This is a genomic window from Kocuria rosea (assembly GCF_023715525.1).
In the GTDB taxonomy this organism is placed as follows: Bacteria; Actinomycetota; Actinomycetes; order Actinomycetales; family Micrococcaceae; genus Kocuria; species Kocuria rosea_A.
The window spans coordinates 1-25,314 of record NZ_JAMBOG010000029.1; the positions used below are offsets into that span (position 1 = coordinate 1).

24 protein-coding genes are annotated in these 25,314 nt (G+C 73.6%); 8 read left to right on the forward strand and 16 right to left on the reverse strand.

Features of this window, described 5'->3' with window-relative positions; translation table 11 throughout:
* Positions 1 to 105 precede the first annotated feature (105 nt).
* A complete protein-coding gene (cspE, locus tag M3185_RS15255; protein WP_251334533.1) occupies positions 106 to 312 on the reverse strand; it encodes a transcription antiterminator/RNA stability regulator CspE in 207 nt (68 codons plus the stop codon).
* A 431-nt stretch (positions 313 to 743) separates the two neighbouring features.
* On the opposite strand from cspE, the gene M3185_RS17460 reads away from it, so the two are divergent.
* From M3185_RS17460 to M3185_RS15270, 3 genes are all read left to right on the forward strand, one after another.
* Positions 744 to 1,049 (forward strand): LGFP repeat-containing protein, encoded by a 306-nt coding sequence (locus M3185_RS17460; protein ID WP_251334534.1) that lies wholly within the window; start codon positions 744 to 746, stop codon positions 1,047 to 1,049.
* Between the two features lie 27 nt (positions 1,050 to 1,076).
* Entirely contained in the window at positions 1,077 to 1,436 is a 360-nt protein-coding gene (locus M3185_RS17465) for an LGFP repeat-containing protein (RefSeq protein WP_251334535.1), read from the forward strand.
* A 313-nt stretch (positions 1,437 to 1,749) separates the two neighbouring features.
* Entirely contained in the window at positions 1,750 to 2,079 is a 330-nt protein-coding gene (locus M3185_RS15270) for a hypothetical protein (RefSeq protein ID WP_251334536.1), read from the forward strand.
* Positions 2,080 to 2,695: 616 nt separating this feature from the next.
* Here the strand turns inward: M3185_RS15270 and M3185_RS15275 are convergent.
* Complete coding sequence (locus M3185_RS15275) at positions 2,696 to 2,896, reverse strand: ferredoxin (RefSeq protein ID WP_251334537.1); 201 nt, start codon at positions 2,894 to 2,896, stop codon at positions 2,696 to 2,698.
* Between the two features lie 372 nt (positions 2,897 to 3,268).
* On the opposite strand from M3185_RS15275, the gene M3185_RS15280 reads away from it, so the two are divergent.
* The gene (locus M3185_RS15280; RefSeq protein WP_251334538.1) at positions 3,269 to 4,459 is read left to right on the forward strand and encodes a cytochrome P450; all 1,191 of its coding nucleotides are present in this window, start codon (positions 3,269 to 3,271) and stop codon (positions 4,457 to 4,459) included.
* A gap of 88 nt (positions 4,460 to 4,547) precedes the next feature.
* Here the strand turns inward: M3185_RS15280 and M3185_RS15285 are convergent, their stop codons facing one another.
* Positions 4,548 to 5,333, reverse strand: coding sequence for a deoxynucleotide monophosphate kinase family protein (locus M3185_RS15285; protein WP_251334539.1), 786 nt, complete (start codon positions 5,331 to 5,333; stop codon positions 4,548 to 4,550).
* A 759-nt stretch (positions 5,334 to 6,092) separates the two neighbouring features.
* Between M3185_RS15285 and M3185_RS17470 the strand changes: the two genes are divergently transcribed.
* Positions 6,093 to 7,040 (forward strand): helix-turn-helix transcriptional regulator, encoded by a 948-nt coding sequence (locus tag M3185_RS17470; RefSeq protein WP_251334540.1) that lies wholly within the window; start codon positions 6,093 to 6,095, stop codon positions 7,038 to 7,040.
* Positions 7,041 to 7,434: 394 nt separating this feature from the next.
* Here the strand turns inward: M3185_RS17470 and M3185_RS15295 are convergent, their stop codons facing one another.
* From M3185_RS15295 to M3185_RS15310, 4 genes are all read right to left on the reverse strand, one after another.
* Positions 7,435 to 8,034: a hypothetical protein gene (locus M3185_RS15295; RefSeq protein ID WP_251334541.1), complete on the reverse strand. Its 600-nt coding sequence runs from the start codon at positions 8,032 to 8,034 to the stop codon at positions 7,435 to 7,437.
* 511 nt (positions 8,035 to 8,545) lie between these two features.
* A complete protein-coding gene (locus M3185_RS15300; protein ID WP_251334542.1) occupies positions 8,546 to 9,262 on the reverse strand; it encodes a hypothetical protein in 717 nt (238 codons plus the stop codon).
* Entirely contained in the window at positions 9,259 to 10,935 is a 1,677-nt protein-coding gene (locus M3185_RS15305) for a hypothetical protein (RefSeq protein WP_251334543.1), read from the reverse strand. The genes M3185_RS15300 and M3185_RS15305 overlap by 4 nt, the downstream gene beginning before the upstream one ends.
* A 572-nt stretch (positions 10,936 to 11,507) precedes the next feature.
* Positions 11,508 to 11,963 carry a hypothetical protein gene (locus M3185_RS15310; RefSeq protein ID WP_251334544.1) on the reverse strand — a complete coding sequence of 152 codons (456 nt, stop codon included), beginning with the start codon at positions 11,961 to 11,963 and terminating at the stop codon, positions 11,508 to 11,510.
* A gap of 250 nt (positions 11,964 to 12,213) precedes the next feature.
* Between M3185_RS15310 and M3185_RS15315 the strand changes: the two genes are divergently transcribed.
* From M3185_RS15315 to M3185_RS15325, 3 genes are all read left to right on the forward strand, one after another.
* Positions 12,214 to 12,705 carry an NfeD family protein gene (locus M3185_RS15315; protein WP_251334545.1) on the forward strand — a complete coding sequence of 164 codons (492 nt, stop codon included), beginning with the start codon at positions 12,214 to 12,216 and terminating at the stop codon, positions 12,703 to 12,705.
* Positions 12,706 to 12,748: 43 nt separating this feature from the next.
* A complete protein-coding gene (locus M3185_RS15320) occupies positions 12,749 to 13,879 on the forward strand; it encodes an SPFH domain-containing protein (protein ID WP_251334546.1) in 1,131 nt (376 codons plus the stop codon).
* A gap of 134 nt (positions 13,880 to 14,013) precedes the next feature.
* A complete protein-coding gene (locus M3185_RS15325) occupies positions 14,014 to 14,349 on the forward strand; it encodes an RNA polymerase-binding protein RbpA (protein WP_251334547.1) in 336 nt (111 codons plus the stop codon).
* Positions 14,350 to 14,455: 106 nt separating this feature from the next.
* Here M3185_RS15325 and M3185_RS15330 read toward each other — a convergent pair whose 3' ends face one another.
* The 9 genes from M3185_RS15330 to M3185_RS15370 form a co-directional block, all read right to left on the reverse strand.
* A complete protein-coding gene (locus M3185_RS15330; protein ID WP_251334548.1) occupies positions 14,456 to 15,199 on the reverse strand; it encodes a polyprenol monophosphomannose synthase in 744 nt (247 codons plus the stop codon).
* Between the two features lie 239 nt (positions 15,200 to 15,438).
* Positions 15,439 to 17,148: an amidohydrolase gene (locus M3185_RS15335; RefSeq protein WP_251334549.1), complete on the reverse strand. Its 1,710-nt coding sequence runs from the start codon at positions 17,146 to 17,148 to the stop codon at positions 15,439 to 15,441.
* A 38-nt stretch (positions 17,149 to 17,186) separates the two neighbouring features.
* Complete coding sequence (locus M3185_RS15340; RefSeq protein ID WP_251334550.1) at positions 17,187 to 20,027, reverse strand: DEAD/DEAH box helicase; 2,841 nt, start codon at positions 20,025 to 20,027, stop codon at positions 17,187 to 17,189.
* A gap of 71 nt (positions 20,028 to 20,098) precedes the next feature.
* Positions 20,099 to 20,971 carry a twin-arginine translocase subunit TatC gene (gene tatC / locus M3185_RS15345; RefSeq protein WP_251334551.1) on the reverse strand — a complete coding sequence of 291 codons (873 nt, stop codon included), beginning with the start codon at positions 20,969 to 20,971 and terminating at the stop codon, positions 20,099 to 20,101.
* A 91-nt stretch (positions 20,972 to 21,062) separates the two neighbouring features.
* Positions 21,063 to 21,356, reverse strand: coding sequence for a Sec-independent protein translocase subunit TatA (tatA, locus tag M3185_RS15350; RefSeq protein ID WP_251334552.1), 294 nt, complete (start codon positions 21,354 to 21,356; stop codon positions 21,063 to 21,065).
* Positions 21,349 to 21,717: a hypothetical protein gene (locus M3185_RS15355; RefSeq protein ID WP_251334553.1), complete on the reverse strand. Its 369-nt coding sequence runs from the start codon at positions 21,715 to 21,717 to the stop codon at positions 21,349 to 21,351. The genes tatA and M3185_RS15355 overlap by 8 nt, the downstream gene beginning before the upstream one ends.
* 23 nt (positions 21,718 to 21,740) lie before the next feature.
* On the reverse strand, positions 21,741 to 23,804 hold the full coding sequence (locus tag M3185_RS15360) for a WYL domain-containing transcriptional regulator (RefSeq protein WP_251334554.1): 2,064 nt from the start codon (positions 23,802 to 23,804) through the stop codon (positions 21,741 to 21,743).
* 11 nt (positions 23,805 to 23,815) lie between these two features.
* Positions 23,816 to 24,211 (reverse strand): FKBP-type peptidyl-prolyl cis-trans isomerase, encoded by a 396-nt coding sequence (locus tag M3185_RS15365; protein WP_251334555.1) that lies wholly within the window; start codon positions 24,209 to 24,211, stop codon positions 23,816 to 23,818.
* A 107-nt stretch (positions 24,212 to 24,318) separates the two neighbouring features.
* Positions 24,319 to 25,290, reverse strand: coding sequence for an FKBP-type peptidyl-prolyl cis-trans isomerase (locus M3185_RS15370; protein ID WP_251334556.1), 972 nt, complete (start codon positions 25,288 to 25,290; stop codon positions 24,319 to 24,321).
* Positions 25,291 to 25,314 lie beyond the last annotated feature (24 nt).

Consider the following 25,314-nt stretch of genomic DNA (forward strand, 5'->3'; position numbering starts at 1 on the left):
GTCAGATCGCGTACGACCCCCCCCGGCACCCGGGGGGGCGACTCCAGGGCGGCGTCAGGCGGTTCAGCCCGGCGCCGGGGATCTCACGAGGAGATCAGTGCGAGTTCAGGAGATGACGGTGATGTTCGCGGCCTGGGGGCCCTTGGGGCCGTCCTGGGTCTCGAACTCGACGCGCTGGTTCTCCTCGAGGGAGCGGAACCCGCCGGAGTTGATGGCCGAGAAGTGCGCGAACACGTCCTTGGAGCCGTCCTCGGGGGTGATGAAGCCGAAGCCCTTGTCGGCGTTGAACCACTTGACGATGCCAGTAGTCATGAGTGACCTACCTTTTCTGGAAAACGGAGCGTCCCCGGCTCTCGGGGTGCTCGGGCGTTGCGATGCCTGCCAAAACGTCTTCTCAGAAAAACTGCTGCACCCCGACGGGGCGAACTGCTCGAACTGCAAAAACGAAACTTCAACAACTGCCCCCACTGTACGCGATCCGGCCCGGATGCGCAGTGATCGGCACCACCTGCGACCCCGCGGACGGCGTGCGTGCGAGGAGAACACCCCGTCCTGACCGCTGCCGGGACCGCGACAGGGTTCCCCCGGCACCCGGACGGGCACCCGGACGGGCACCCCCGGTGCCCGCCGTGGTCATCGCCCGGGGTCCGGTGCCCGGCCGCGCGCCCGTGGTTGAGGAGGGCCGGGCGACCTCAACCCGAGGGACTGCGGGAGCCCGGTCCGGGACGAGTCCGGCCCAGTCGGTGGAGTCGCTCGACGCCGTCGAGCAGGACGTCCAGGGCGAACTCGAACTCGAACTGCTCGTCGCAGTCGCCACCGGCGCCCACTGGGTGCGCAGCAACATCGAGGCCACCTACAAGCGTCTCGGAACGGCCGACGGGGTGCTGGGCGTCCCGACCACCGACGAGGCCGCCGACGGGACCGGCGGCTGCGCCCAGAGCTTCCAGAGGGGCATGATGTACTGGAGCTCCGCCACCGGGGCCGGTGGCGCGAAGGGGATCCTGGGCTACCCGATCGCCGGCGAGACATCCGACGGCATCGGCGGCTAGGTCCAGTCCTTCCACAAGGGCCGCACCGTGCGGAGCCGGCTCACGGGGGCGTCCGCCGCCCAGGGCTCCATCGGTGATCGCCACCTCAATGCGAAGGGGCAGGCCGGCGAACCGGGCCACCCCACCCCCGCCGAGGCGCCCACCAGCACCGGCGGCTCCTACCAGAAGCTCCAGAAGGGCCGGATCTGCCGGAGTTCCGCGACCGGTGCCCGGGAGGTCCTGGGCAGGATCAGTACCGCGTACGTCGGCCTGGGCGGAACGGCCAGCCGGCTCGGGTTCCCCACGAGCGGCGAGACCCGCGCCGTCGACGGCTCGACGGTCCAGCGGTTCCAGGGCGGAACGATCACCCTGAGGACCAACGGCACCATCCGCATCGACCACCACTGAGTCGCCACCGCCACGACGACGTCGTGGACCGGTGGTGGACCCGGCGGGGCGTCGGGTCCGGGGTGGTGGAGCTGCGCGCGAGCCCGCAGCAGGGCCGCGGTCCCCTGCACGGCTGCGCTCGCCTCGTCGGCGGGGAGCACGGGGACGTGCAGCGTCCCCCGGGCCGGACGCCGAGTCCCTCGGGACCGCCCCCTCGAGTGACACGCCCACCGCGGCGGCGGTCGGGCCCACAGCCCCGGCAGAATGGCCTCGTCGCACTGCGCGAGCACGCCCCCGTGGCGCCCGTACTCCCCCTTCGAAGGAGCCCCTCCGAATGACCGAGCACCACCGTCTCGACGGACGTTCCACCCACTACACCGACGTCCAGGGGCACGTCGTGGCCAAGTGCGAGGACGGCCCCGGCTTCCTCGCCTGGACGCTGCTCTCGGCCGCGGGGCTGTCCCTCGTGGTCGCGTCCTTCCCCGGGACGAACTGGCTGGTGCTCCCCGGGGCGCTGCTGGCGCTGCTGGGGGTCAGCCAGTCCCACCCCTACCGGGCCTACACCCACTGGTACGGCCTCGTCGTCGCCGTCGTCGCCCTCGGCGGCCCCCTGCTGCACCTGCTGGCCCTGTTGGAGATCGCCGGCCCGCCGCACGGCCACTGACCGCCGCGGCCCAGGGCCCCTCCGGCTCGACGCTGGCCTCCCGGACCCTTGTGCCCGCTCGCCGGAAGGCGAGGGGCCGGGGTGGTGCTGGTCGCGGGCCGGCCGACGCCGCCGTGGTCGGTGATCACCCACTCCGGGCGCCGGCACCCATCGGCGTCCACGAGGTGAGCCGGGTCCGGGTCCACGCTCACCGTCGCGTCCAGGAGGGCGCGGGCCCGCCCGGACATCCGGATCTGCTCGACGGCCCCGCGGTCCGGCGCAGCACCGACCGGGATGTGACGGCCTCCGAGCCGCGACCGGCATCGCGCCGGGTCCGTCGGGGTGCTGGTGGCGCCCACGGACGGGAGCCTGGCCGCGGGGCAGAACCTGGAGGTGAACCGGGCAAGGCACTCACGGTGGCGGCGGGAACGGCATCGCCGTCCTCACCGTGACCACCAGCCTGGCGGCAGGCCGGGTCCCTGTCGCTGATCCGGCTCGGCGGCGGGTCCTGGTGCTCGCCGGCATCGGCCTGGCCGCTCCACGAGGGCTCGAACTCCTCCTGCCGCTCTCCGGCCCCGGTCACCTGCCGGAGCCGGCAGCGGAGCGTCCGGCCCGGGCCGTGGCCGCGCGGCGCGGCTCACCGTGAGGGCCCGATCCGGATCGCGGACGCCGGGCACGCTGCCGCGGCCTCGCGGACCGCGTCGTGCACGGCCTCCGGGGGTGCCGCGTCGCGCAGGACGACGACGCCGTCCTCGTCGCGCTGGTCGAACACCTCCGGCGCCAGGGCAGCGCACTGACCGGCACCGCAGCACTTGGACTGGTCCACACCGACCTGCATGTCCGCCTCCTTGTCCCCGGCCGGCCCCGGCAGAGGGCCGGCACCGCGGCGCGGTCGGAAGGATGTCGTCCCCTGCCCGAAAAGTAGCAGGAGGCGGTGGAACATCGTCCGCTTCGGCCGTCACGATCCGGCGCGGACGGTGCCCGCTGCTCCGGTGACCGGGCGGAGGACGACGACGGGGGCGCGTCGGCCCGCACACGGCACGACGGCACGGAGCGATCACCGGTCCGCCGCGGGCCGACGACCCGAACGAGCACCGAGCGCGGCCCGTCGCTCCTGGTCACGACGCATTTGGACGGGTTTGTCCCCGCTCTGTAGCGTGGAACACCACGGAAGTCGTTCCGCCGTACGGTTGCAAGGACTGGGTGACCCATGGCCTCCACCGACCCCACCGCCCTGCCGATCACCCGGCAGTGCCCCTATGCCCCGCCGCCGGAGCATCTGCGGTTGCGCGACGAGGCGCCCATATCCCGGGTCACGCTGCCCTCCGGGATGACCGTGTGGGCCCTGACCCGCCACGCGGACATCCGGGCGATGCTCGCCGATCCGCGGTTCAGCTCCGACCGCTACCGCCCCGGGTTCCCGGCGCCCACCCGTGATCCGGTCCCGGTCTCGCTGAGCCTGCTCGGCATGGACCCGCCGGAGCACGGGCCGGCCCGGCGGGAGGTGATGGGAGAGTTCACGCTCAAGCGGATCACCGCGCTCGGCCCCCGCATCCAGCAGATCGTGGACGACCGCATCGACGCCATGCTCACCGGGCCCCGCCCCGTGGACCTGGTGCAGGCGCTGTCCCTGCCAGTCCCCTCGCTGGTGACCTGCGAGCTGCTCGGCGTGCCCTACTCGGACCACGACTTCTTCCAGACCCGCTCGGCCGTGCTGCTCTCGCGCACCGTTGCGGTGCAGGAGATCCAGCGGGGACTGCACGAGCTGCTGTCCTATCTCGACCAGCTGGTCACCACGAAGGAACAGCATCCCACCGACGACCTGCTGGGCCGGCAGATCCGCAGGCAGCAGGAGAAGGGCGCCGTCGACCACCAGGCGCTGGTCAGCCTGGCCTTCCTGCTTCTGGTGGCCGGCCACGAGACCACGGCCAACATGATCTCCCTGGGCACCCTGGCCCTCGTCGAACACCCCGAGGACCTGGCCGCGATCCGCGAGGACCCCGGCAGAACCCCCGACGCCGTGGAGGAGCTGCTGCGCTACTTCACGATCGCCGAGCTCGGGACCTCACGCGTCGCCCTGGAGGACGTGGAGCTGGGCGGGGTGCTCATCCGCGCCGGCGAGGGTGTGCTCGGGCTGTCCAACACCGCCAACCGGGATCCGGAGGTGTTCACCGACCCGGACGAGCTCGACATCGACCGCGGCGGACGCCACCACCTCGCCTTCGGCTACGGCCCGCACCAGTGCCTGGGCCAGAACCTCGCCCGCCTGGAGCTGCAGATCGTCTTCGACACGCTGTTCCGGCGGATCCCCGGTCTCCGGTCCGCCGTGCCCGTCGACGAGCTGCCCTTCAAGAACGACTCGGACATCTACGGCCTCCACGAGTTCCCCGTCACCTGGTGACAGCGGCACCGCCCGGGTGGGGAACCAGGGACCGGAGTCACGGAGCGGAGATCGTGGGCGGATCGACCGGGCCCTCTCCGCGAGCGCGTCAGGCGGCGAGCGCCGAGGAACCTACCACGGCATCCACGAGGGTGCGGAGCTGCTGGGGTGTCCCGTCGTCGACGACGGTGGTGTCGATGAGGTGCTGGCTCACTCCGGCCCCGGAGGAGTGGGTGTTGCCGGCGGTGTTCGGGGCGGGGCGGTGGACCCGGATCACGGTGCCGCCGCTTTCCCGGATGGCCCTGGCCTCCTGGTCGGAACGGACGTCGTCGACGACCACGGGGCCGTCGATCGCCGCGGCGGCGGTGAGCGCGAGACGGACCCACAGGTCAGGGCCGAACTGGTCGATCTGGGGTCCCGCGTCAGTGCGCAGGAGCCGGTGGAGACGGTGGATCTCCCGGTGGGCGGGGACGGCGGGATCCCTGAGCCGGCTCCAGTCCCCGTTCACGGCGGTCAGGTGGGCCGACAGGCGGTCGGCGACGGCGTTCCTGTGGGCGGGGACGCAGAAGGGGTCGAGGAGGCGGGCGGCCTTGGTGGCCGGGCGGATGCGTCCGTCCCGGGGATCGGCCAGCAACCCGCGGCGGGAGATCTCCCGGGAGAAGGCGTTGATCAGCCGCTGGGACTCGTCGAGGGCTTTCTTGGGCACGGTGCCGGAGTCGTCGTCGCGGGCGCGTCGTCGGGTGCCTTCGACGAGCGGGTCGACGGCCAGCAGGATCTCCCGGACGGGGTCGGACAGGCCCAGGCGGGTGTGGCCGTGGGCGGCGACGAGGTGGGCGGCGGCGGTGTCCGCGCCCGAGTGGGGGTGGCCGGTGAGGCCGAGGAGGGAGGTGGCCATGGGGTGCTTTCCTGGGTAGTGCGGATGTCCCGTCCTCCAGGGGTACGGGCGGAGCGGGGCGCAGCGCGGGGCGCAGCGGGGAGCGTCCCGCCCGGCGACGGGCGCTCGCGCGGTGGGGTACCGCCCGGGGTGGGCGGTGGCTGGAGGGCGTGGGTTCAGAGTACTGCCCACGTCCGACCGTCTGTGCAGGCCGCGGGCGGCCCGGCGGTGCCCGGAGGAGGTGTTCGCGGGAACCCCTCGACCGGGCGCACGGGGCCGACGATCTTCAGCTCCGGTTCAGCAGGCCCGGGCCATCCTGGTGGCACATGGTTTCCCCTGACCGTGGACCTGAAGAAGGTGACAGCAGAAGGCCGCCGCCGGTGAGAACCCGACGGCGGCCTTCTGCGCACCCGGGCCCGGGCGTGGTCCTCGACCCCCGTCCCGGCACGGTCACGGCGGTCCGCCCCGGGTCCTCCCACCACCCGGCGTAGGGCACGGCGGGGAACAGGACGACCGGGGTTGCCGGGAGGGTGTCCTGGGGGTGCCCGCAGCGCAGCGCCCGGCGCGCGGTCGTCCCACGCGCGCCACGGCGCGTGCCTGCGGGCAGAGGTGGTTGCTGTCGGCCGGATCCGGCGAGGATCATGGGGCACAGCACCTTCACGGTGAGCTGTTCCTCGACGAAGAGGGTCCTGGGATGACCTTGTGCGCACTGTCCTTCCGCGGCAGGGGCCGGCGGGGCCCGACCGCGCTGAGTGGCACGCCCGGAGCCGGAGCACTCCGGTGAGCGAGGCCTTCCGCTACGAGCTCACGGCCACCGACCCGGAGGCCGCGTCGTTGCTGTTCGCGACCATCGGCGCGCGCTTCACCTTCCACCCCTCCGATCGCGACTTCTCCTACCACGAGTTCCGCGCCGGGGACGAGGCTCTGACCGTCTCCCGCGTGGAACTGGCCGGGTCGTACTCCTCCTGGGGCGACACGGAGATGTTCAGCGTCGTCCACGGGCACGCCGGCCGCTGCGACTGGTCCACCCGCGACGAGGCCGGCACGGGGATCGGGGCGCCGGTGCTGTTCCGGCCCCGCAGCCCCACGCTCTTCGTCGTGGACGCGCTGGAGGCCACGAACGTCTACCTCACCTCGCACCTGCTGCAGGACGTCGCCGACACGGTCTACGGCTCCGAGAACGTCCCGGTGGCCTTCGCCTCCTCCCACCCGGCCAGCACCAGCCTGGGCCACTACTGGTCGGGCCTGGCCCGCCTGGCCCGGGACACCGTGGACTCCGGGGCCTTCGAGGCGCCCCTGGTGCGCGCCAACCTCACCCGGCACCTGGCCGTCGCCGTGCTCGAGTGCTTTCCCCTGACCGGTGACCGCCAGACGCGGTCGCTGTCCATGGCCGCCCAGGCCCGCCGCTACCGCATCGCCAAACAGTTCTTCGACGACCACGCCCCCGGACCGGTCACCGTCGAGGACGCCGCCCGTGCGGCGAGCACCACCACCTCCCTCCTGACCCGGGCCTTCCGGGCCAACCACCCCCAGGGGCTGAGCCCCACCGAGTACCTGCGGCGGGCGCGGCTGGCCGGGGCCCACGCCGACCTCCTCGAGGCCGACCCCACCACCGGGGCCACGGTCGCCGGCATCGCCGCCCGCTGGGGCTTCGCCCACCCCGGCCGCTTCGCCGGTCACTACCGCGCGGCCTACGGCGTCCCCCCGAGCACGACCCTCGGCCGATGACCGCCCGCCCCGCCCACCCCGGGCGGAGCAGCGCCACGGTCCTGGGCGGCCCCGTGCGGCCACTCCATCCCGCGCCCCCGGCGCCGCCGTCGTGAGGAGATCCAGGCCTCCGGGCCGACCCGCTGCCACGGACTGGGCGGTTGATCCGGCTGCCGGGACCACGACCTCGAGGACCGGGCCCGGGCATGCAGGTGCACCCCACCCGCCGCGCGGATGGGGTGCACCAGCAATGTGGGTGACGGCCTGACCGCTGCCCGCCCGGGCCGTGTGCCCGGACGCGTACGGCCGATGGTCGGTCCTCCTCAGACGAGGGACAGCGCCCGGGACGGCAGGAACTGCTCACGGCAGAGCGTGGCCCGTCCGCCGATCGGCTCCCGGGCCGCCCGGCTCAGTGCTACACGTGCTTGTGCTCGTCCTCGTAGTCCTTGGTGCCGTCGCCGTCGTCGTCGTCGTCGTGCTCGTCCTTGGTGCCGTCGCCGTCGTCGTCGTCGTCGTCGCAGTCCTCCTTGCCGTCGTGGTCGCTGTCCTCCCACTTGGCGTGGTGGTACTTCTTGTCCTCGGAGTCCTCGTCCTTCTCGTCGTCGTCGTCGGCGTCGTGGTACCAGTGCTCGCCGTCGTGCTTCCAGTTGTGCTCGTGGACGTACTTCTCGTCGTCGTCCTTCTCGTCGTCCCCGTCGTCGTCGTGGTACCAGTGCTCGCCGTCGTACTTCCAGTCGTACTCGTGGAAGTACTTCTCGTCCTCGTCCTCCTCCTCGTCCTTCTCGTCCTCGGAGTCCTTGTCCTCGTCCTCCTTGTACTTGGAGTCCTTGTCCTCGTCCTCCTCGTACTTGTCGTCGTCGTGATCGTAATCCTTGTGATCACTGGATTTGCCTTCGTGATGACCGTTAGACTCGTGGTCATCACCCCCGCCCGCGAACGCGGGGGTGCCCAGCGAGCCTCCGAGGAGGGCGGCGGCAATGGCCGCACCGGCGAGAGTCTTGTGCAGATCGTTCATGATGTCCCCTAGAAAGGGCATGACTAAAAAACTGTCATGCACGCGAGAGAAAATATGTCAAGGCCTGTGAGCTAGGCCTCCCCTGTGAACGAGGTGACACCACCGTAAAAGGGTGTTCGCGGGCGATTCAAGACTGCAACTCGAATGATGGGCATTTGTGGACGGTTGCACAAAAGCCTTCCATCCGGGGCGGTTTAGTGGTGCGCCGGCGGGTCCACCATGGTCCCTCTCCGCGCACCGGGGCGGTCCCGACCGGTGAGTTCGGGGCGTTTTTCCTAGTGGGGGCGAAGTTCCGGTCACGAGCAGCGCCCCGGTCGCCCCCTGTGGTCGGCGCGGCCCGCCGTCCGGATCCGGTCCCAGCAGCGACCCGCGCCCCGCAGCACCGTGACGGTCCGGTCCGCAATGTGACACCGACGCTACGACCGGCCGCCGGGACCCGGCCACGGTTCACGGCACCGGACGGCCGACCGGCGCCGGGACCGGACCGAGCGCTCCGTCCTGGGCAGCAGGGTCAGTCCCTGCCCTGCCAGGGGGTGACGCTCATCTGCACCCCGGTCACCGCCACGGTCCCGGTGTCCAGGGTGAGGTAGCGCTGCTGCCCCTGGTCCTTGATCCAGCCCTCGATGCTGCCGCCGTGCTCGGCGATGGCGCGCACGACCTGCTGGATGTCGTAGCCGCCCTTCTCCCCCAGGCGCATCTGCCGGCCGTTGGAGAACGTGATATCGAAGGACACGCGCATGGGCGGGCGGTCCTTCCGGCCGTACCGGCGGCGGGCGGCCGAGCGGATCTGGCGCTCGATGCGCTTCCAGCCGGCCTCGTTGCCCTTGGACCCCTTGGTCTTGGGGAACTCCGTGGCGTAGATCCGCCCGCCGCTGCGCAGGTAGTGGGTCTTCTCGGGGACGTAGCGCCCGCGCCTGGGCACGGGGGCGTAGCGGGCGTTGGGGTCGAGGTCGGCCGGCTGGTGCGACGGCTCCCCCCGGCGGCCGCGCACGTTGGCCGGGGTCCCGGCCCTGGTGCGGCGGCGCTCGGGGCGGTGGGTGACGGTGCCCGTGGTGCTCAGCTCCGTGAGGGCCCGGACGTAGTGCGCCCCGGACTTCTTCCCGCGGGCGATCTGCGAGACGAGGGAGGGGTCGCGTCCCAGGGCCCCGGCGATCTCGCGGTTGCTCATCGCCGCCTTCTCCTTGAGCTCCGCGATGAGCTCCTGGGCGGTCCGGTGTGCGGGGCTCACGCGCTCACCTCGTCGCTGCTCTGCCACGCGGCCGCGGGGCCGGCCGTCTCGGCCCGGTGCATGAGCGCGTCGCGCTGGGCGCGGGTGACCGGCAGGGGCAGCGGGCCGTCGAGCACGCCCTTCAGGCGCAGCTTCCCGGCGCGGCCGTCGTCGGCCCCGCCGTGGGCGGTGGGCAGGGCCCAGGTGGGCACGGTGGTGGTGTAGAGGGCGTCACCGTTGATGCCGATCAGCTGGTGGGGGGCGACGTGCAGCGCTCCGGACGGGGCGGCCTTGGTGCCGTCGAGCACCCGGGCGCGGGCGCGGCCCCAGACCTGGGCCGCGAGCTCCGGGTGGTAGAACTGCCGCTGCCGCTCGGTGGCGGGACTGGGCGCCTGGTAGGTGATGCGGTTGCCCCACATGCGGATGCTGTGCTGGTACTGCTCCGGCACCTCGAAGGTGGAGGACACCGTGACGGTGGACCGGCGGCCCCGGGAGGCGAAGGCGCCGATGGTCTCCAGCAGGACCGCCCGCAGCGCGGTGCGCGCGGCGTCCTTGACCGCGTCCTCGACCTGGGCGATCTCCACCGCCTCCCGGGCGTTCTGCAGCCGCTCGGCGAAGGTGTCCAGGGGGCGCGCCGCGACGAGACGGGTGTCCCCGCGCATGGCCGGCTTCTTGGCCGTGAACTGCACCGCCTCGACGAACGTGTCGGGCCGCCATCCGTGGGCCAGTCCCACCCGCAGCTCGGCGGCGTCCACCCACGTCTCGGCGGTGGCGCCGGGGCGGTTGGGCCAGTACCACTCGCTGGTGCTGCCGGGCACCTTCACGCCCCAGACGCCGAGGTGGGTCCAGCCGGGCGGGACGGTGAAGCGGATCAGGTAGCGGGCCGGGGCGTAGGGGCTCTCCTCGAAGAGGTAGTGGGCGTCGATCCCGCGCAGGCGCCGGGCGGGGCCGACGGCGAGCTCGTTGCACAGCCCCGCGTACATGAACCGGCCGTCGAGGTAGGCGAAGCCCTCGATGCTGTCCCGCCCCTGCGCCGGGTCGATCAGCGGCACGCAGTCGGGGTGGTCGGTGAACGAGGGGCCGGCGACCAGGTGCTCGATGTGGTGCTGGCCCGAGGTGCGGTGGATCTCCTCGGCCACGTCGTCGTCCACCGGGGCGGGATCGAGGTTGGCGGGCATGGACAGCGCCCACAGGTTCTGCCCCGTCGCGGCCGGGGACTTCATCAGCGCCGTGAGCTTCGGCTCGGACCGGCGCAGCGCGGCCGCCACGAGGTCCCACGCCGCGCGGGCCTGGTGGATGCCCAGACGGGTGCTGCCGAACCACGCGGCGGCGGTGGCCACCTCCAGCGGCCGCGCCCTCGGGTCCCCCTCGGGCTGGGTCGCCTCGTGGAAGTAGCGGCCCGTGGGCGGGGTGTCCAGCCAGTGGGTGCCGTGGCGCCACCCGGGGGTGTCGGCCATCAGCCAGTGCGGCCGGCCCGGCTGGGCGGTGGGCAGTCGGCCCGTCAGCATGATCCGCTGCGCCCCGGCCGCGTAGGCGGTGTCGAGCAGGTCCGTCAGGTTCGGGGTCTTCCGCCGTCCCCGGATCACCGGCGACACCCGCCGCCCGTCCCAGGTCACGCCGTAGCCGGTGCCCGCCTCCACCCAGAGGATCTTCTGCTCACTGACCCGATAGGGCTGCGGACGATTCGCACTCACCACAGGAACACCCTTCCACATCGCACGGCTCCACAGCTGCCCAGTCTCCCAGGTCCATGGCGGCCGTGCCGCACCCGGCCCCGGTGCCGGAGGAGCCGGAGCGCACCGCGGCCACCGAGGCCCTGCGGGGCGCGTCGTCGTCCGTCCCCCAGGGGGGCCGTGACCGGCCTGCCCCGCAACGCCAACGGCGTCGTCGTGCACCCGGCGGTGCCGGCCGACCCCGCCGGGCCGGCGCGGGTGGACGTGTGGCGCGTGACGTACCCGGATCTGCTCCCGCCGTCCCCCCTGGACGTGCGGGACGAGCCCTCCCGCGCGCCCATGTGGCGGGACGCCCCGGCGGCCCCGGTGGCCGAGCACCGCGTGCTGCCCCTGCTCCGGGAGGTCCACGGCACCGGCCTGGCGTCCCGGTTCACGGAGCTGCTGGGCGAGGCCCCCGCCGGCCTGGGGGTGCTCGACGGCAACGCGCGCGCCCGGGCGCTCCACGCGCGTTGCGGGCTCCGGCCCGAGGCGCGGTGCGCCCCCTCGGGTCCGGGGCGGCACGGGAGCTGCGGTCGGTCAGTCGCCGACCGAGCTCAGGCGGACCGGACCGGGGCGCCGGCGGCGTCGTCCGCCCAGGCGCCGGCCTCCGGGTCGGCCTCCGCGGGCGCCTGCGCGGCGGTCTGCTCGGCGTGGCGCAGGACGTCGTGGTCGAGGACGTGGTCGGCGTGGAAGGTGTCCGCGAGCCGGCGTGCCTGGGCCACCTGGCGCGCCGGGGCGCCCGGCCGGACGGTGAGGTCCACGTAGACCACCGGGCGCCCGTGGCGCCGCTCGAGGTCGGAGCGCAACCGCTCGGCGCGGGTGTCGTCGGGCGCGCACTCCCCCGTGCCGAGCAGCACGAGCGCGCGCTCGACGTCCGGCACGGCCGAGTGCCATCTGGTCATGACGGTGGGCAGCCTCGCCTGCAGCGCGGCCAGGCCGACGACGGCCGTCGCGGTGCCGGCCAGCCAGGCCCCACCTGCGCAGAGTGCCACCGAGGTGACGTGCTTCATGTCCTGCCTCCTCCCCGTGCCGGGATCGGTCGTCCTGTCCGGCGGCGCCGGCGCGGACGAGGTGCGCGTGCTGCCGCCCGTGTCCCCCGGACCGGTGGTACCACGGTAGTAGGGTGAACACCATGTGAACAGTCGCTATTCCGCCGGCCACCGCGCGCCGCGCCGTTCCGGGGACCTGTCGGTGCGCTGGGGCACAATGGCACCAGGACGGGCACGTCCTCGCGCAGGCGCACGGAAGGCCGGGATCGGGATGTGGGAATGGCTGGTCGACAACGCCTGGCTCTTCTGGCTGATGGCCGTGATCGTGCTGGCGGCCGTCGAGATGCTCACCCTGGACTTCCTCTTCCTCATGATGTCCGCGGCGGCCCTGCTGGCGTTCGGGCTGAGCTGGCTCACGGACAACTTCGTGGTGCAGGTCGTCGCGTTCGCGCTCGCGTCCGTGCTGCTGATCTTCCTCGTGCGCCCCGTCGCCCTGCGGCGGCTCAACCGCTCCGCGCCCGGGACCGCGTCCAACGCCGCCCGGCTGATCGGCCTGCCCTGCCAGGTCCTGGACCCGGTCACCGCCCGGGGCGGGCTCGTGCGGCTCGAGGGGGACACCTGGAGCGCACGCTCCGTGACGGGTGAGGAGCTGCCCCCCGGCACCGACGCCTTCGTCCACGACATCGAGGGCGCCACCGTCCTCGTCGCCCCGTACCCCGCCCCGACCGCCGACGGCCGGCCCGCCCCGCGCCCGGCCTTCTGACCCCCGCCCGAACCCCGCCCCGCCCACATCGAGAGAGGCACCCGTGGACCTCGCCGTCATCGTCCTGCTCGTCCTCCTGGTCGTCCTGGTGGCGATCGTCCTGCTCCGGTCGGTGCGGATCATCCCGCAGGCGCGGGCGGGGATCGTCGAGCGCCTGGGCAAGTACCAGGCCACGCTCACGCCCGGGCTGCACTTCCTCATCCCGTTCGTCGACCGGCTGCTGCCCCTGATCGACCTGCGCGAGCAGGTGCAGTCCTTCCCGGCGCAGTCCGTGATCACCGAGGACAACCTCGTGGTGGGCATCGACACGGTGGTCTACTTCCAGGTCACCGACCCCAAGGCGGCGACGTACGAGATCGTCGACTACATCCAGGCCGCGGACCAGCTGACCTCCGCGACGCTGCGCAACGTCGTCGGCGGCCTGAACCTCGAGGCGGCCCTGACCTCGCGCGACAAGATCAACGCGGAGCTGCGCGGCGTGCTCGACTCCACGACCGGGCGCTGGGGCATCCGCGTCTCGCGCGTGGACATCAAGGAGATCACGCCCCCGCCGTCCATCCAGGACTCCATGGAGAAGCAGATGCGGGCGGAGCGGGAGCGCCGCGCCGTGATCCTCACCGCCGAGGGCGACAAGCAGTCCCGCATCCTCATGGCCGAGGGCCAGCGGCAGGCGGCCATCCTCTCGGCCGAGGGCGAGGCGAAGGCCGCGATCCTGCGCGCCGACGGCGAGGCCCAGGCCATCCGGAAGGTCTTCGACTCGATCCACCGCGCCCGGCCCACCCAGAAGCTCCTGGCCTACCAGTACATCCAGACCCTGCCGAAGGTCGCCGAGGGCAGCGCCAACAAGGTGTGGATGATCCCCGCCGAGCTGGGCGACGCCCTGCGCGGGGTGGGCGAGTTCCTCTCCCGGCCCGACGACGACGGCGCGGGGGACCGCCGCGGCCGGTCCGAGGCCCTCGACGAGGAGGTCGAGCCGATGCCCGCCGCCGAGGACGAGCCCATCGTCACCCCCGAGGAGGTGCGGGTGACCGAGGACGACCTTCGGCCGAACCTCGAGCGCACCACCGTGGACCCGGACGCCTTCACCGTTCCGCGCGCGGCGACCGTCGACCCGGACGCCCCCGTCGTCCTCGGCGGCCCGCTGCCCCCGGACGGCGGGCCGGCCCCCCGCTGAGCCACCGGCCGGCGCCCGGGAACATTCCCCGCGCCGCGCGCGTTGCACCCGGTGGATCCCGGGCCCCGTGCCCGCCGTCGACCCGAGCGTGCGCCACGTCCGTGGCCACCGTCAGTTATGGAGGAACCACCACAATGAGCGATCGCAGCCTCAGGGGAATGCGTCTGGGCTCCCAGTCCATGGAGACCGAGGCCGGCGTCGAGCCGGCGCCGCGCCAGCGCGTGGAGTACCGCACCGAGGACGGCGAGAAGGTCGTGGTGACGTTCGCCGCGGAGGCGGAGATCCCCCCGGTGTGGGTGTCGAAGACCGGCAAGGAGGCCGTCCTCGTCAACGGGGAGAAGCCGGAGAACCCGAACGAGAAGCACCAGCGCACGCACTGGGACATGCTCCTGGAGCGGCGCAGCGTGGAGGAGCTCGAGGACATCCTGCAGCAGCGCGTCGAGTACTACCGCCAGAAGCACGCCATCTGAGCGCGCCCCGCACGCACGAGGAGGGCCCCACCCGGGTACGGGTGGGGCCCTCCTCGTGCGTGCGGGGCCCGTGCGCGGCGGAGCCCGGTGCGCGCGGACCCCGGGATCAGCCGCGGACGCGGCCGAGCTTGCCCGCCAGGGTCCTGGCCCGGGCGGAGAGGCCCCACTGGGCCACGCGCACGACGGCCTCGCGGGTGACGTCGGGGCTCATCTTCGACTCCCCCTCCGCACGCTCCACGAACGTGATGGGGACCTCGACGACGTGCAGCCCCGCCCGCTCGGTGCGCCAGCCCAGGTCGATCTGGAAGCAGTAGCCCTTCGAGTCCACGGTCTCCAGCCCGATGCGCTCGAGGGTCTCCCGGCGGAACGCCCGGTAGCCGGCCGTGATGTCGTGGATCCGGGAGCCGAGGAGGGTGCGGGCGTAGAGGTTGCCGCCGCGGGAGAGCAGCTGGCGCTGCAGCGGCCAGTTCACGGTGCGCCCGCCGGGCACGTAGCGGGAGCCGATGGCGAGGTCGGCGCCGCGCTCGACGGCGTCCAGCAGCAGCGGCAGCTGCTCGGGCTGGTGCGAGCAGTCGGCGTCCATCTCGACCAGGACGTCGTAGTCGCGGGCCAGGCCCCAGCGGAAGCCGGCGATGTAGGCGGCGCCCAGGCCCTCCTTGCTGGTGCGGTGCAGCACGTGCACGTTCGGGTCGGCCGCCGCGAGCTCGTCGGCGAGCCGGCCGGTGCCGTCGGGGCTGTTGTCGTCCACCACCAGCACGTGGCCCTCGGGGACCGCCTGGCGCAGCCGCTCCATGACGGTCGGCAGCGACTCGCGCTCGTTGTAGGTGGGGATGACGGTCAGTACGCGCACCGGGTCGGGTCCTTTCGGGGTCTCACCTGTCAAACCACAGGGCAGGCTCGCTCGCCTTCGGACCAGGCCCGCCCTGAGGGGATGCGGACCTGTTTTCTAAGGACGAGTGAGCCCACCCGGCAGCAGTTGCCCAGCCTATCCTGCACCATCCTCCCGACCAAGACCGCCGCCCGCGGCGGGCGTGGCCGCCGCGGGCGGTCCCGTCCGGGGCCGCTGCTCCGCGGGCGGGGACCCGCGGCTCAGAAGCCGGCGGAGCGGTACAGCTCCACGCCGTCGAGCACGGTGAGGCGGCACTCGGGCAGGAGGTCCCCGTCGAGGGCGGGCAGCAGCGGTGTGCGGGCGCGCGGGTCGGTGCTCCAGGACGCGCCGGTGCCCTCCGCCTGCTGGACCATGAGCGCCTGGACGTCCCACACGGCGAACGTGGCGGGGGTGCCGGGGGCGAGCTGGCCCTGCATGGGGTCCGGGCTGCGGGCGGCCCGCCAGGCGCCGCGGGTGTGGGCGAGGAAGGCGGCCCGGGCGGAGATGCGCTGGTCGGGGTCGTGGTGCTCGAGGCACGCCTTGACGGTCGCCCACGGGGACAGCGGCACCACCGGGGCGTCGCTGCCGAGGGCCACGGGCACGCCCGCCCGGTAGAAGGAGGCCAGGGGGTTCATCCCGGCCGCGCGCGCGGGCCCGAGGCGCTGCTCGTAGAGCCCGCCCGGTCCGCCCCAGGCGGCGTCGAAGCCCGGTTGCACGGAGACGGTGACCGCGTGCCGGGCCAGGCGCTCCACGCCCTGCGGGTCGATCATCTCGGCGTGCTCGAGCCGGTGGCCGGCCGCGTGCAGCGCCCGCTCCCCGACGCGCGCGGCGGCGAGGTCGAGGCCGTCCAGGACGGCGTCCATCCCGGCGTCGCCGATGACGTGGAAGCCACCCTGCAGCCCGGCCTCGGTGGTGGCCGCCAGGTGGGCGGCGACGGCCCCGGGGTCGAGGTAGCGGTCCCCGGCGGTGTCCGGGGCGTCGGCGTAGGGGGCGCGCAGGGCGGCGGTGCGGGAGCCCAGGGCCCCGTCGACGCACAGGTCCCCGGCGAGCCCGATCAGCGACTCGCGCCGCTCGACGGGCCGGCCGAGCAGGGCGGCGAGGGCGGCGTCGAAGCGCCCGGCGACCGCCCGGGCCGCGTCCGCGGAGGCCGCGAGCTCGCCGCGGTACGGCAGCACCCGCGGCAACGGGCCGGCCGCGCCGAGCCCGTGGTTGGCGAGGGCGACCAGGTGCACGAGGTCCTCGAAGGGGGCGACCTGCTCGGCGGAGGCCTCGGAGAGGGCCACGTAGCCCCGGGACGCCGCGTGCTGCAGGGCCCGGTGGTGCAGCTCGCCCCGGCGGCGGGCGTCGAAGTCCAGGGCCGCGGCCCGCACGGCGTCGTGGGCGGCGTTCTCCACGCGCCCGTCGCCGAGCCACCCGTCCACGCCGGTGAGGCCGAGACGGCGGGCCAGGGCGGACGAGACGACCCCGGAGTGGACGTCGACCCGGGCCAGGTAGACCTCCCGGCCGCCGGCGGCGCGGTCGAGCTCCTCGGCGGTCGGCGCCCGCCGCTCCGGCCACACCGACTCGTCCCACCCGGAGCCCAGCAGCACGCCCGTGCCCGTGCGCGCCGCGGCCGCCACGGCGTCGAGCACGGCGGCCAGGGAGCCGGCCTCGGCGAGGTCCAGGGTGGACAGGGCCAGCCCGGTCTCGGCCACGTGCACGTGCGAGTCCACGAAGCCGGGGGCCAGCAGCCGCCCGTCCAGGTCCACGACGTCCATCGCGGAGTCCTGGATCGACGTGGCGGCCTCCTCGGAGCCGACCCACGCCACGCGGGCGCCGTCCACGAGCAGGGCGGTGGCGAAGGGGTCCGCGGGGCTGTACACGGAGCCGTTGCGGTAGAGGACCGGCCGGGCCGGGGAGGCGGGGGCGGACGGGGGCAGGGTGGAACTCACGGGTCTCCTGTTCGGACGGACGCGGGGACGGGGAGGGCTCAGTCCTCGAAGGTGGAGTGGGCGACGACCCCGCGGCGGACCAGCGCGATCGCGCGCTGGCACTGCGTGCGGACCTCGGGGCCCAGCAGCTCGATCTTCGCGAGCTGGTCGAGCATGTCGATGACCTGCTTCGACCAGCGCACGAAGTCCCCGGCGGCGAGCTCCGTGCCGGTGAGCGCGGTGCTCAGGGTCGCCCCGCGCGCCCACAGGTACATGGGCTCGACGAGCCCGAACTCGGGCTCGGCCGTGGGCTTGAGGTGGTGCTCCTCCTCGCGGTCGGTGAGCCGGGACCAGTTGCGCACGACGGTCTGCGCGGCGCGGTCCATGGCCGCCGAGGGCAGCACGGGCTGGATGCCCTGGTCCTCCCGCTTGGCCTGGTAGACGAGCATCGTCACCACCCCGGCGGTCGCGGCGGGGTCGAGGCCGTCGAGGAAGCCGTCGCGCAGGCTCAGGGCCAGCAGCAGGTCCCGGTCGCCGTAGATCCGGCGCAGCTGCTCGCCGGCCTCGGTCGGCCGGACCTCGCCGTCGGGCCGGGTCGCGAGGTAGCCGAAGGAGTCCAGGACCTGGGAGACGCGGTCGAAGGTCTTGGCGATCGTGTTGGTGCGGCCCTCGATCTGGCGCAGCAGCCCGTCCGTCTCCCGGCGCAGCGTCCACCACCGCTCCGCCCACCGGGCGTGGGACTCGCGGTCCGAGCAGCCGTGGCAGGGGTGGCTGCGCAGGGCGCGGCGCACCTCGGCGATCCGCCGCTCGGACGCGCTGGTGCCGCGGTCGAACTGGATGGTGTGCCCGCGCCCGGTGGTGCCGCGCGGGGGCTTGTGCTCGTGGATGGCGTTGCGCATGGAGGAGGCGAGGTCGCGCCGCTCCTTGGGCGTCTTGCCGGTGAACTGCTTGGGGATCCGGATCCGCGACACCGGCTCGAGGGGCCCGTCGAGGTCCTGGGCGCCCACGCGCCGCAGCTGGTGGTCCAGGGTGAGGATGGACGGGCGGGGGTCGTCCCGGTTCGCGTCGGTCGCGAGCACCACGGCGTAGCCGGCGTTGCGCCCGCGGGGGATGTCGACGACGTCGCCCGGGAGCAGGTTGTGCAGGGACGCGACGGCGTCGGAGCGGCGCTGGCGGGACTCGGAGCGCTCCGCGGACCGCTCGAGGTCCTTGAGCTCGCGGCGCAGCCCGAAGTACTCGGTGAAGTCCCCCAGGTGGCACGTCATGGACTCCTCGTAGCCCCTGAGGGACTCCTCCTGGGCGCGCACCCGGCGGGCGAGGCCCACGACGGAGCGGTCCGCCTGGAACTGCGCGAAGGAGGACTCGAGGATCTTGCGGGAGCGGTCCGCGCCGAACTGGGCGATGAGGTTCACGGACATGTTGTACGTGGGCCGGAAGCTGGAGTTCAGCGGGTAGGTGCGCTTGGAGGCCAGGCCGGCGACCGCGTGCGGGTCCATGCCCGGCTGCCACAGCACCACGGCGTGGCCCTCGACGTCGATGCCGCGCCGCCCGGCGCGGCCGGTGAGCTGGGTGTACTCCCCCGGCGTGATGTCCACGCGGGACTCGCCGTTGAACTTGTCGAGCTTCTCGAGCACCACGGAGCGGGCCGGCATGTTGATGCCCAGCGCCAGGGTCTCGGTGGCGAACACGGCCTTGACGAGCCCGTCGGCGAACAGCTGCTCCACGAGCTCCTTGAACGCCGGGAGCATGCCCGCGTGGTGGGCGGCGACGCCGCGCAGCAGCCCGTCGCGCCACTCGTAGAAGCCGAGCACGTTGAGGTCGGCGGCCTCCAGCGTCGCGGCGGCCTCGGCCACCCGCGCCCGGATGGTCTGCTGCTCCCGGTCCGTGGTGAGCCGGATGTCGGCGTCCACGCACTGCTTGACCGCGCCGTCGCACCCGGCCCGGGAGAAGATGAAGGTGATGACCGGCAGCAGGCCCTCGGCGTCGAGCCGGCGGATCAGCTGCGGCCGGGACACGCGCCGGGTCTCGGGGCCGGGCCGGTAGCCCTCCCCGCCGTTGCGCCGGGCGAAGCGGTCGCGGGAGCGCCCGCCGGGGCCGCGCCCGCCCCGGCGGCCCCCGCGCGGGTGCTCCGCGCGGGCCAGCTGGAGCAGCTCGGGGTTGACGTCGGGCTCGTCGCGGCCGGGCCCCTCGAGCCGCTCGGCGGCCTCCTCGACGGTGGTCTCCTCGAGGAACAGGTCGAGCAGGCGCCCGCCCACCTGCACGTGCTGCCACAGCGGGACGGGGCGGTGCTCGGAGACGACGACGTCGGTGTCCCCGCGCACGGTGTCCAGCCACGCCCCGAACTCCTCGGCGTTGGAGACGGTCGCGGACAGCGACACGAGCTGGACCCGCTCGGGGAGGTGGATGATGACCTCCTCCCACACCGCCCCGCGGAAGCGGTCGGCGAGGTAGTGCACCTCGTCCATGACCACGAACCCGAGGTTGGCCAGCGTGCGCGAGTCCGCGTAGAGCATGTTGCGCAGGACCTCGGTGGTCATCACCACGACGTCGGCCTCGGAGTTCACGGAGGTGTCCCCGGTCAGCAGCCCCACCCGGTCCGCGCCGAAGGCGCGGGAGAACTCGTGGAACTTCTGGTTGCTGAGGGCCTTGATGGGGGTCGTGTAGAACGCCTTCTGCCCGCGGGCCAGGGCCAGGTGCACGGCGAACTCCCCCACCACCGTCTTGCCGGCGCCGGTGGGCGCGGCCACCAGGACGCCCCTGCCGTCCTCGAGGGCCCGGCAGGCGGTCAGCTGGAACTCGTCCATCTCGAACTCGAGGCGCTGCTGGAAGACGGCCAGCTCGGTCCTCGCGTGAGCGGCGCGCTGCTTGGCGGCCAGGTATCGGTCGGCATAGGAGGACATGCGTCCACCCTACTGCGCGGCGGGGCCGCCGGCGGGGCCGCGGGCGGGCCGTTCGCGACGGGCCGAGCCGCTCAGGCGCCGGGCTCGCGGCCCAGCCGGCCCAGGGCGTCGGCGGAGGTCGCGGCGTCGGCGGTGGCCCCGGTGGCGGCCGCGCGCCGGGCCTCCCGCCGCGCCCGTCGGCGGTCCAGGACCAGGCACAGCCCCACGGCCACGAAGAACAGCAGCAGCAGGGGCACCGCCAGGTAGAACATCGTCATGGGGTCCGGGCCCGGGGCGGCCATCGCGGAGATCAGCATCACCGCCACCACCACGATCCGCCAGCTCCTCAGGACCGTCCGGCCGGAGAGCACCCCGACCATGTTGAGCCCCACGAGGAACACGGGCAGCACGAAGGCGATCCCGAAGGTGAGCACCAGCTGGAGCACGAAGCGGATGTACTCGTTCGCGGTGATGATGTTGGAGGAGCCCTCGGGGGTGAACGCGGTGAGCGCGAACACGGCCGCCGGGAGGGCGACCACCGCGACGGCCACGCCGGCGAGGAACAGCGGGATCGCCGCGGCGAGGAAGCCCGTCGCGTAGCGGCGCTCGGAGCGGTGCAGGGCGGGCATGATGAACGCCCAGGCCTGGTAGAGCCACACGGGGCTGGCCAGGATCAGGCCGAGCACGACGGAGACCTCGACCATGATGTTGAAGGACGAGCCGACGCCGGAGAAGTTGATGACGGCCTCGCGCCCGGACTGGTCGTTGAGCCGGTCCACGGGCGCCTTGAGCGCCGTCATGAACGGCTCGTAGAGCACGAAGCCCGCGACGGTCCCCAGGGCGGCGGCGACCGCGGACTTGATCAGCCGGTTGCGCAGCTCCCGCAGGTGCTCGGCCAGGGCCATCTGCGCCTCCGGGTTGGTCTTGCGGCGGGACCGGGGCTTGTTGCGCGGTGGGGAGGACATGCGGTGACCTTCGGGACGTGGGGGGTGCGACGAGGCGGGGCGCGCCCGGCCGGCCCGCCCGGAGAGGGGCGGGCCGGCCGGGCGGGCCGGGTCAGGCCGGGCTGCCGGGGCGCTGGTCCGGGTGCTGCGGGGAGCCCGTCCCGGGTGCGCCGGGGGCGCGCGGCGGGGTGACGTCCTGGCCGTCGCGCACGGGCTGCCCGTCGATGACGACGTCGGAGGCCGCCGGCTGGTCGTCCTTCTTCATCTCCTTCACCTCGGACTTGAAGATGCGCAGCGACTGCCCGAGGCTGCGGGCCATGCCCGGGAGCTTGGGGGCGCCGAAGAGCAGCAGGATCACGAGGAGGATGATGAGCAGCATCACCGGGCTGTCGAACAATCTACCCATGGAGCATTCCTTTCCGTTCAGCCCGGCGGAGATCGCTGATCCGCTGCGGCTGGCCCATGCGGTCCTTGCGCGCCATGCGGCGCGCCAGGCGGGCGGTTTCACGTTGGTCGCGGCCGAGGCGGTACTCGGCCAGGGCCCGGCCCACGGGAGTGAGCACGGCCGGTTCCGGCGGGGTGCGGACCGGTCGCTGCACCCCGGAGGCTGCCGCGTCCCAGCGCTGGGCGAAGTCCCCGGCCGCCGCCTCGGCGTCCCGGAGGACGCCCAGCGCGGACCTCGCCGACCGCCACAGCAGCAGCCCGAGGAGGGCGGCGCCGAGCAGGACGAGGACCGTCCACAGCAGGACCCAGGACCACCAGAGCATGGTCTCCAGTATAGGCGGCGCGCTCAGCCCGCATCCGACGGCGCGTAGGAGCTCAGCGCAGAGTTCACCCAGAGTTCGACCTGCTCGACGACGTCGTCGGGCGCGGCCACGGCCAGCTGCCCGCCGTAGCGGGTGACGAGGGCGCACACGGCCTCGACGGTCTGGAAGCCGACGAGGGCGGCCTCGTGCTCCCGCGCCGGGCCGGTGCGCGGCGCGTCGGGCGCGCGCACCACGGCGGTGCGGGTGGCGTGGTACTGGTCGGCGATCCAGCGGCTGCGCCGGTCCGTCACGAGGGTGACCTCTACCGTGTCGGGCGTCCCCGGGGCGGGCGGGGCCGCGGCGGCGGTCTCCTGGGCGGGCGGGCGCTCCCCCGCCGGCCCGGCGTCGCCGACCGAGGAGATCCGGTCCAGCCGGAAGTTGCGCATCCCCTCCGCGCGGAGGCACCACGCCCGCACGTACCAGTGGGTGTTCGAGGAGAACACCTGCACGGGGTCGACCACGCGCTCGGTGAGCTCGTCGCGGGAGGGCACGACGTAGCGGATCCGCAGCCGCCGCCGCTGTTCGACGGCCCGCCGCACCGTGGCCATGACGTCGGCCAGGGCCGGGACGGGGACGTCGCTGATGGGGCGGGCGCCGACCGCGTTGGCGAGCATCCCGGCGTCGCCGGCCGCGCCGGCGACCTTCGCGATGGCGGAGGCCACGGCCTCCGAGTCCCCGCCGGGGACGGTGCGCAGGGTCTGCAGGCCCACGAGCAGGGCGGAGGCCTCCGGCTGGGTGAGCCGCACGGGGTCCGAGAGCTCGTCGGCGTTGGAGAGGTAGACGTGGCCGTCGTCCCACGAGGCGTCGATGAGCTGGTCGGGCATGTGCCCGGGCTTGCCGCACACGAACAGGGTGTTGAGGTCGGCGATGAGCTCCTGGTCGGTGATCCCGAAGCGGCGGGCGGTCTCCTCGAGCTCGGCGCCCTGGTGGGCGTACACGTACCGGACGATCTCGAGCAGGCGCGAGAGGTGGTCGGCGGTCGAGAGCTTGTTGCGGGTGCCCTTGCGGGACTTCGCGGACCAGTCGACGACCGCTCCGCGGAAGCGGGCCACGGCCTGGGCGGCGGAGCGCAGCCGGCGCACCACGGCGGCGCGCACCTCGGCCTGCATCGTGGGCGCGGTCCCGTCTCCCTCGGCAGGCACGACGACGCCCGGGCCGGCCGCCGCGATCTCCTCGGCGAGGATCTCGGTCTCGGCGAAGGGGATCAGCAGGAGGTCCTCGCCGGCCGGCCCGGCGCCGGGGCGCTGCGCGGAGGCCATCCGGCGCAGCATGAGGGCGTGGCCGGGGCGGGCGAGGACCTCGACCGTGCGGGCGGGGGCGTGCGAGACCATGTGGGACAGGGCGTCGTTCATGGAGAAGTCCGCCGGCGGGGCGAACTCCTTGCGGGTCACGGTGACGTCGGACATGATCCGCGAGAGCCGGAACGTGCGGGAGTCGCGGCGGTCGAGGTCCCAGCCGACCACGTACCAGTTGCCGTACCGGGAGCCGATCCCCCACGGCTGCACCCGTCGGGTGGTGAGCTGGTCGGTGCTGCGGGCCAGGTAGTCGAAGCGCACCTCGCGGTGGCGGACCACGGCGGAGAGCAGCGGCTCGAACGAGGGCTCGTGCGCCGTGAGGGTGGGCTGCAGCAGCGGCGGGGCGTCGTCGTCGGGCAGGGCGCCGATCGCCGGCTCGAGCTTGCGCAGGGCCCGCCGGGCGAGCTCGCCCAGGGACGCCTCGGTCCAGGCGTTCGCGGCCAGGGCCAGCACCGCGGACTCCTCCGCGGTGAACTGCAGGGGCGGGAGGGTGAAGGATCCGCGGGGGATCCGGTAGCGGTGCCCGTGGGTGTCGTCGGGGAAGAGGGGGTCGTCGGCGACCTCCTCGATGGGGTACCCGAGGTCGCGCAGCTCCGCCTTGTCGCGCTCGAACATCCGCTCGAACGCCTCCTCGGAGGCGGACTCCGCGTACGACGGAACGGCCTCCCGCAGCTCCGCGCGGGTGTACCCGCGCTCGCGGGAGACCAGGGCGATGAGCAGGTTGAGAAGCCGCTCCGTCGATCGGGCTGCCATCGGCTGGGTCCTCAGCGCACGTCCAGGAGGTCCACCACGAAGATGAGGGCCTCGTCCGGCCCGATCACCCCGCCGGCGCCGCGCGAGCCGTAGGCCATGTCGGAGGGGATCTCGAGCCGGCGGCGGCCGCCGACCTTCATCCCCAGCAGGCCCTGGTCCCAGCCCTCGATGACCTGGCCGACGCCCACGGTGAAGTCCAGGGGCTGGTTGCGGTTCCAGGAGGCGTCGAACTCCTCGCCGCCGGAGAAGGTCACGCCCACGTAGTGGCAGGAGATCTGCTTGCCGGGGGTCGCCTCGGCGCCGGTGCCCTCGACGAGGTCGGTGATGACGAGCTCGGTCGGGGCCTCCCCCTCGGGGAAGTCGATCTCGGGCTTGGTGCGGTCGAGCTTGCGCTCTCCGAAGGACATGGCTGCTCCTGTTCGTCGGTCGGCGACGGTGTCGTCGTGGGGAAGGGGTGGGGCTCCGGCCCCGGTGGGGCCGGAGCCCCACCGGGCCACCATAGCGGACGCGGGGGCTACTTCTCGCTCGGGGAGGCCGAGGGCGAGGCGCTCGGGGACGCGGAGGCCTCGGACGCGGCCGGCGCCTCGGGGGTGTCGACGGCGGCGAGCACGTCGACGACGAACAGCAGGTCGCCCGCCGGGTAGGTCGAGTCCTTCCCGAGCTCCTTGGCGGTGCCGTAGGCCTGGCCCACGGGCACGGAGAGGATCACGCGGGAGCCGGCCTTCTTCCCGACCAGGCCCTTCTGCCAGCCCTCGATGACCTTGTCGAGGGCGAAGGCCGCGGGGGCGCCCTTCTCGTAGGAGGAGTCGAAGGTCTTGCCGTCGGACCAGGTGACGCCCACGTAGTTGGCCACGACGGTGTCGCCCTCGGCGACCTCCTCGCCGTCGCCCTCGATGAGGTACTCCGAGACGAGCTTCTTCGGGGCGTCGCCCTTCGGCTTCGCCACGGTCGGCACGCCCTCGTCGTTCTCGGTGACCTCGGGCAGGCCCTTCGGGCTGTCCTCGGCGTCGCCCTCGATCTCGGTCGGGATCTTGCGCACGACCTCGTAGACCTCCACGGAGGTGGACTCGTCGCCGGCCGCGCCGGAGGTCTTCGGGGAGGAGTAGGCGATGATCGAGCCCTCCTTGGCCTCCACGAGCGCGTCGTACATCTCCGGGATGGACTCCTTGAGCCCCTCCTCGAGGCGCAGCACCTGCCCGGCGCCCTGGGAGTAGGTCTCGCCGAGGGAGGACGCGTCGGAGCCCTTGTAGAGGGCCGCCTGCAGCAGGAGGGTGTCGCCCTCGTCGAGCTCGGCGCCCTCGCCCTCCCGCAGCTCCTTCGCCTCGGCCTCCTCGACGTTCATGGGGGTCTCGAACGTCACGGCCGGGGCCGCGCCCTCCGCCGGGTCGCCGCTGAGCTCGACGGAGTCCATCCCCGGACCGGAGCAGCCGGCCAGGACGAGCATCAGGGACAGGGCGCCACCGGTGGTGGCCAGGGTCTTTCGCACGGGGTGTCTTCCTCAGGGTCGGCC